Source organism: Ornithinibacillus bavariensis (genome assembly GCF_018333235.1).
GTDB classification, from domain to species: domain Bacteria; phylum Bacillota; class Bacilli; order Bacillales; family Amphibacillaceae; genus Ornithinibacillus; species Ornithinibacillus bavariensis.
The window spans coordinates 1-5,513 of record NZ_BORP01000011.1; the positions used below are offsets into that span (position 1 = coordinate 1).

At 44.7% G+C, this 5,513-nt stretch carries 9 protein-coding genes; all 9 read right to left on the reverse strand.

From position 1 onward, the window contains the following. Positions 1-318 (reverse strand): hypothetical protein (locus tag KI338_RS17965; RefSeq protein WP_505804920.1); only part of this gene is annotated, 318 nt, incomplete at its 3' end. Positions 319-381: 63 nt separating this feature from the next. Continuing rightward, positions 382-1,368 (reverse strand): Minor spike protein, encoded by a 987-nt coding sequence (locus tag KI338_RS17970; RefSeq protein WP_000466547.1) that lies wholly within the window; start codon positions 1,366-1,368, stop codon positions 382-384. 8 nt (positions 1,369-1,376) lie between these two features. Further along, entirely contained in the window at positions 1,377-1,904 is a 528-nt protein-coding gene (locus KI338_RS17975) for a hypothetical protein (protein ID WP_000487867.1), read from the reverse strand. Positions 1,905-2,014: 110 nt separating this feature from the next. After that, a complete protein-coding gene (locus tag KI338_RS17980) occupies positions 2,015-3,298 on the reverse strand; it encodes a major capsid protein (RefSeq protein WP_000065572.1) in 1,284 nt (427 codons plus the stop codon). Between the two features lie 36 nt (positions 3,299-3,334). Beyond that, positions 3,335-3,451: a phage DNA packaging protein J gene (locus tag KI338_RS17985; RefSeq protein ID WP_000033471.1), complete on the reverse strand. Its 117-nt coding sequence runs from the start codon at positions 3,449-3,451 to the stop codon at positions 3,335-3,337. Beyond that, positions 3,451-3,909 carry a scaffolding protein D gene (locus tag KI338_RS17990; protein WP_000084700.1) on the reverse strand — a complete coding sequence of 153 codons (459 nt, stop codon included), beginning with the start codon at positions 3,907-3,909 and terminating at the stop codon, positions 3,451-3,453. Before KI338_RS17990 ends, KI338_RS17985 begins: the two co-directional genes overlap by 1 nt. Continuing rightward, complete coding sequence (locus KI338_RS17995) at positions 3,906-4,145, reverse strand: phage DNA packaging protein C (RefSeq protein WP_016670801.1); 240 nt, start codon at positions 4,143-4,145, stop codon at positions 3,906-3,908. Before KI338_RS17995 ends, KI338_RS17990 begins: the two co-directional genes overlap by 4 nt. Further along, the gene (locus tag KI338_RS18000) at positions 4,078-4,230 is read right to left on the reverse strand and encodes a hypothetical protein (protein ID WP_435988044.1); all 153 of its coding nucleotides are present in this window, start codon (positions 4,228-4,230) and stop codon (positions 4,078-4,080) included. Before KI338_RS18000 ends, KI338_RS17995 begins: the two co-directional genes overlap by 68 nt. Further along, a partial coding sequence (locus KI338_RS18005) for a replication endonuclease (protein ID WP_032543131.1) occupies positions 4,163-5,513 on the reverse strand: 1,351 nt, incomplete at its 5' end. The genes KI338_RS18000 and KI338_RS18005, both read right to left, overlap by 68 nt.

The window sequence follows — 5,513 nt, forward strand, 5'->3', positions numbered from 1 at the left end:
GGGGAGCACATTGTAGCATTGTGCCAATTCATCCATTAACTTCTCAGTAACAGATACAAACTCATCACGAACGTCAGAAGCAGCCTTATGGCCGTCAACATACATATCACCATTATCGAACTCAACGCCCTGCATACGAAAAGACAGAATCTCTTCCAAGAGCTTGATGCGGTTATCCATCTGCTTATGGAAGCCAAGCATTGGGGATTGAGAAAGAGTAGAAATGCCACAAGCCTCAATAGCAGGTTTAAGAGCCTCGATACGCTCAAAGTCAAAATAATCAGCGTGACATTCAGAAGGGTAATAAGAACGAACCATAAAAAAGCCTCCAAGATTTGGAGGCATGAAAACATACAATTGGGAGGGTGTCAATCCTGACGGTTATTTCCTAGACAAATTAGAGCCAATACCATCAGCTTTACCGTCTTTCCAGAAATTGTTCCAAGTATCGGCAACAGCTTTATCAATACCATGAAAAATATCAACCACACCAGAAGCAGCATCAGTGACGACATTAGAAATATCCTTTGCAGTAGCGCCAATATGAGAAGAGCCATACCGCTGATTCTGCGTTTGCTGATGAACTAAGTCAACCTCAGCACTAACCTTGCGAGTCATTTCTTTGATTTGGTCATTGGTAAAATACTGACCAGCCGTTTGAGCTTGAGTAAGCATTTGGCGCATAATCTCGGAAACCTGCTGTTGCTTGGAAAGATTGGTGTTTTCCATAATAGACGCAACGCGAGCAGTAGACTCCTTCTGTTGATAAGCAAGCATCTCATTTTGTGCATATACCTGGTCTTTCGTATTCTGGCGTGAAGTCGCCGACTGAATGCCAGCAATCTCTTTTTGAGTCTCATTTTGCATCTCGGCAATCTCTTTCTGATTGTCCAGTTGCATTTTAGTAAGCTCTTTTTGATTCTCAAATCCGGCGTCAACCATACCAGCAGAGGAAGCATCAGCACCAGCACGCTCCCAAGCATTAAGCTCAGGAAATGCAGCAGCAAGATAATCACGAGTATCCTTTCCTTTATCAGCGGCAGACTTGCCACCAAGTCCAACCAAATCAAGCAACTTATCAGAAACGGCAGAAGTGCCAGCCTGCAACGTACCTTCAAGAAGTCCTTTACCAGCTTTAGCCATAGCACCAGAAACAAAACTAGGGACGGCCTCATCAGGGTTAGGAACATTAGAGCCTTGAATGGCAGATTTAATACCAGCATCACCCATGCCTACAGTATTGTTATCGGTAGCAAGCACATCACCTTGAATGCCACCGGAGGCGGCTTTTTGACCGCCTCCAAACAATTTAGACATGGCGCCACCAGCAAGAGCAGAAGCAATACCGCCAGCAATAGCACCAAACATAAATCACCTCACTTAAGTGGCTGGAGACAAATAATCTCTTTAATAACCTGATTCAGCGAAACCAATCCGCGGCATTTAGTAGCGGTAAAGTTAGACCAAACCATGAAACCAACATAAACATTATTGCCCGGCGTACGGGGAAGGACGTCAATAGTCACACAGTCCTTGACGGTATAATAACCACCATCATGGCGACCATCCAAAGGATAAACATCATAGGCAGTCGGGAGGGTAGTCGGAACCGAAGAAGACTCAAAGCGAACCAAACAGGCAAAAAATTTAGGGTCGGCATCAAAAGCAATATCAGCACCAACAGAAACAACCTGATTAGCGGCGTTGACAGATGTATCCATCTGAATGCAATGAAGAAAACCACCATTACCAGCATTAACCGTCAAACTATCAAAATATAACGTTGACGATGTAGCTTTAGGTGTCTGTAAAACAGGTGCCGAAGAAGCTGGAGTAACAGAAGTGAGAACCAGCTTATCAGAAAAAAAGTTTGAATTATGGCGAGAAATAAAAGTCTGAAACATGATTAAACTCCTAAGCAGAAAACCTACCGCGCTTCGCTTGGTCAACCCCTCAGCGGCAAAAATTAAAATTTTTACCGCTTCGGCGTTATAACCTCACACTCAATCTTTTATCACGAAGTCATGATTGAATCGCGAGTGGTCGGCAGATTGCGATAAACGGTCACATTAAATTTAACCTGACTATTCCACTGCAACAACTGAACGGACTGGAAACACTGGTCATAATCATGGTGGCGAATAAGTACGCGTTCTTGCAAATCACCAGAAGGCGGTTCCTGAATGAATGGGAAGCCTTCAAGAAGGTGATAAGCAGGAGAAACATACGAAGGCGCATAACGATACCACTGACCCTCAGCAATCTTAAACTTCTTAGACGAATCACCAGAACGGAAAACATCCTTCATAGAAATTTCACGCGGCGGCAAGTTGCCATACAAAACAGGGTCGCCAGCAATATCGGTATAAGTCAAAGCACCTTTAGCGTTAAGGTACTGAATCTCTTTAGTCGCAGTAGGCGGAAAACGAACAAGCGCAAGAGTAAACATAGTGCCATGCTCAGGAACAAAGAAACGCGGCACAGAATGTTTATAGGTCTGTTGAACACGACCAGAAAACTGGCCTAACGACGTTTGGTCAGTTCCATCAACATCATAGCCAGATGCCCAGAGATTAGAGCGCATGACAAGTAAAGGACGGTTGTCAGCGTCATAAGAGGTTTTACCTCCAAATGAAGAAATAACATCATGGTAACGCTGCATGAAGTAATCACGTTCTTGGTCAGTATGCAAATTAGCATAAGCAGCTTGCAGACCCATAATGTCAATAGATGTGGTAGAAGTCGTCATTTGGCGAGAAAGCTCAGTCTCAGGAGGAAGCGGAGCAGTCCAAATGTTTTTGAGATGGCAGCAACGGAAACCATAACGAGCATCATCTTGATTAAGCTCATTAGGGTTAGCCTCGGTACGGTCAGGCATCCACGGCGCTTTAAAATAGTTGTTATAGATATTCAAATAACCCTGAAACAAATGCTTAGGGATTTTATTGGTATCAGGGTTAATCGTGCCAAGAAAAGCGGCATGGTCAATATAACCAGTAGTGTTAACAGTCGGGAGAGGAGTGGCATTAACACCATCCTTCATGAACTTAATCCACTGTTCACCATAAACGTGACGATGAGGGACATAAAAAGTAAAAATGTCTACAGTAGAGTCAATAGCAAGGCCACGACGCAATGGAGAAAGACGGAGAGCGCCAACGGCGTCCATCTCGAAGGAGTCGCCAGCGATAACCGGAGTAGTTGAAATGGTAATAAGACGACCAATCTGACCAGCAAGGAAGCCAAGATGGGAAAGGTCATGCGGCATACGCTCGGCGCCAGTTTGAATATTAGACATAATTTATCCTCAAGTAAGGGGCCGAAGCCCCTGCAATTAAAATTGTTGACCACCTACATACCAAAGACGAGCGCCTTTACGCTTGCCTTTAGTACCTCGCAACGGCTGCGGACGACCAGGGCGAGCGCCAGAACGTTTTTTACCTTTAGACATTACATCACTCCTTCTGCACGTAATTTTTGACGCACGTTTTCTTCTGCGTCAGTAAGAACGTCAGTGTTTCCTGCGCGTACACGCAAGGTAAACGCGAACAATTCAGCGGCTTTAACCGGACGCTCGACGCCATTAATAATGTTTTCCGTAAATTCAGCGCCTTCCATGATGAGACAGGCCGTTTGAATGTTGACGGGATGAACATAATAAGCAATGACGGCAGCAATAAACTCAACAGGAGCAGGAAAGCGAGGGTATCCTACAAAGTCCAGCGTACCATAAACGCAAGCCTCAACGCAGCGACGAGCACGAGAGCGGTCAGTAGCAATCCAAACTTTGTTACTCGTCAGAAAATCGAAATCATCTTCGGTTAAATCCAAAACGGCAGAAGCCTGAATGAGCTTAATAGAGGCCAAAGCGGTCTGGAAACGTACGGATTGTTCAGTAACTTGACTCATGATTTCTTACCTATTAGTGGTTGAACAGCATCGGACTCAGATAGTAATCCACGCTCTTTTAAAATGTCAACAAGAGAATCTCTACCATGAACAAAATGTGACTCATATCTAAACCAGTCCTTGACGAACGTGCCAAGCATATTAAGCCACTTCTCCTCATCCAACGCGTCAGTTTTTGACAGAATCGTTAGTTGATGGCGAAAGGTCGCAAAGTAAGAGCTTCTCGAGCTGCGCAAGGATAGGTCGAATTTTCTCATTTTCCGCCAGCAGTCCACTTCGATTTAATTCGTAAACAAGCAGTAGTAATTCCTGCTTTATCAAGATAATTTTTCGACTCATCAGAAATATCCGAAAGTGTTAACTTCTGCGTCATGGAAGCGATAAAACTCTGCAGGTTGGATACGCCAATCATTTTTATCGAAGCGCGCATAAATTTGAGCAGATTTGTCGTCACAGGTTGCGCCGCCAAAACGTCGGCTACAGTAACTTTTCCCAGCCTCAATCTCATCTCTCTTTTTGCGTTCTGCTTCAATATCTGGTTGAACGGCGTCGCGTCGTAACCCAGCTTGGTAAGTTGGATTAAGCACTCCGTGGACAGATTTGTCATTGTGAGCATTTTCATCCCGAAGTTGCGGCTCATTCTGATTCTGAACAGCTTCTTGGGAAGTAGCGACAGCTTGGTTTTTAGTGAGTTGTTCCATTCTTTAGCTCCTAGACCTTTAGCAGCAAGGTCCATATCTGACTTTTTGTTAACGTATTTAGCCACATAGAAACCAACAGCCATATAACTGGTAGCTTTAAGCGGCTCACCTTTAGCATCAACAGGCCACAACCAACCAGAACGTGAAAAAGCGTCCTGCGTGTAGCGAACTGCGATGGGCATACTGTAACCATAAGGCCACGTATTTTGCAAGCTATTTAACTGGCGGCGATTGCGTACCCGACGACCAAAATTAGGGTCAACGCTACCTGTAGGAAGTGTCCGCATAAAGTGCACCGCATGGAAATGAAGACGGCCATTAGCTGTACCATACTCAGGCACACAAAAATACTGATAGCAGTCGGCGTGTGAATCATTAGCCTTGCGACCCTCGGCAGCAAGAACCATACGACCAATATCACGAAAATAGTCACGCAAAGCATTGGGATTATCATAAAACGCCTCTAATCGGTCGTCAGCCAACGTGAGAGTGTCAAAAACGATAAACCAACCATCAGCATGAGCCTGTCGCATTGCATTCATCAAACGCTGAATAGCAAAGCCTCTACGCGATTTCATAGTGGAGGCCTCCAGCAATCTTGAACACTCATCCTTAATACCTTTCTTTTTGGGGTAATTATACTCATCGCGAATATCCTTAAGAGGGCGTTCAGCAGCCAGCTTGCGGCAAAACTGCGTAACCGTCTTCTCGTTCTCTAAAAACCATTTTTCGTCCCCTTCGGGGCGGTGGTCTATAGTGTTATTAATATCAAGTTGGGGGAGCACATTGTAGCATTGTGCCAATTCATCCATTAACTTCTCAGTAACAGATACAAACTCATCACGAACGTCAGAAGCAGCCTTATGGCCGTCAACATACATATCACCATTATCGAACTCAACG

Excerpts from the sequence above, each read along its gene's own strand:
- KI338_RS17980 (WP_000065572.1), bottom strand. The coding sequence starts at position 3,298 with ATGTCTAATATTCAAACTGGCGCCGAGCGTATGCCGCATGACCTTTCC.
- KI338_RS17970 (WP_000466547.1), bottom strand. The coding sequence starts at position 1,368 with ATGTTTGGTGCTATTGCTGGCGGTATTGCTTCTGCTCTTGCTGGTGGC.
- KI338_RS17990 (WP_000084700.1), bottom strand. The coding sequence starts at position 3,909 with ATGAGTCAAGTTACTGAACAATCCGTACGTTTCCAGACCGCTTTGGCC.
- KI338_RS17975 (WP_000487867.1), bottom strand. The coding sequence starts at position 1,904 with ATGTTTCAGACTTTTATTTCTCGCCATAATTCAAACTTTTTTTCTGAT.
- KI338_RS17985 (WP_000033471.1), bottom strand. The coding sequence starts at position 3,451 with ATGTCTAAAGGTAAAAAACGTTCTGGCGCTCGCCCTGGTCGTCCGCAG.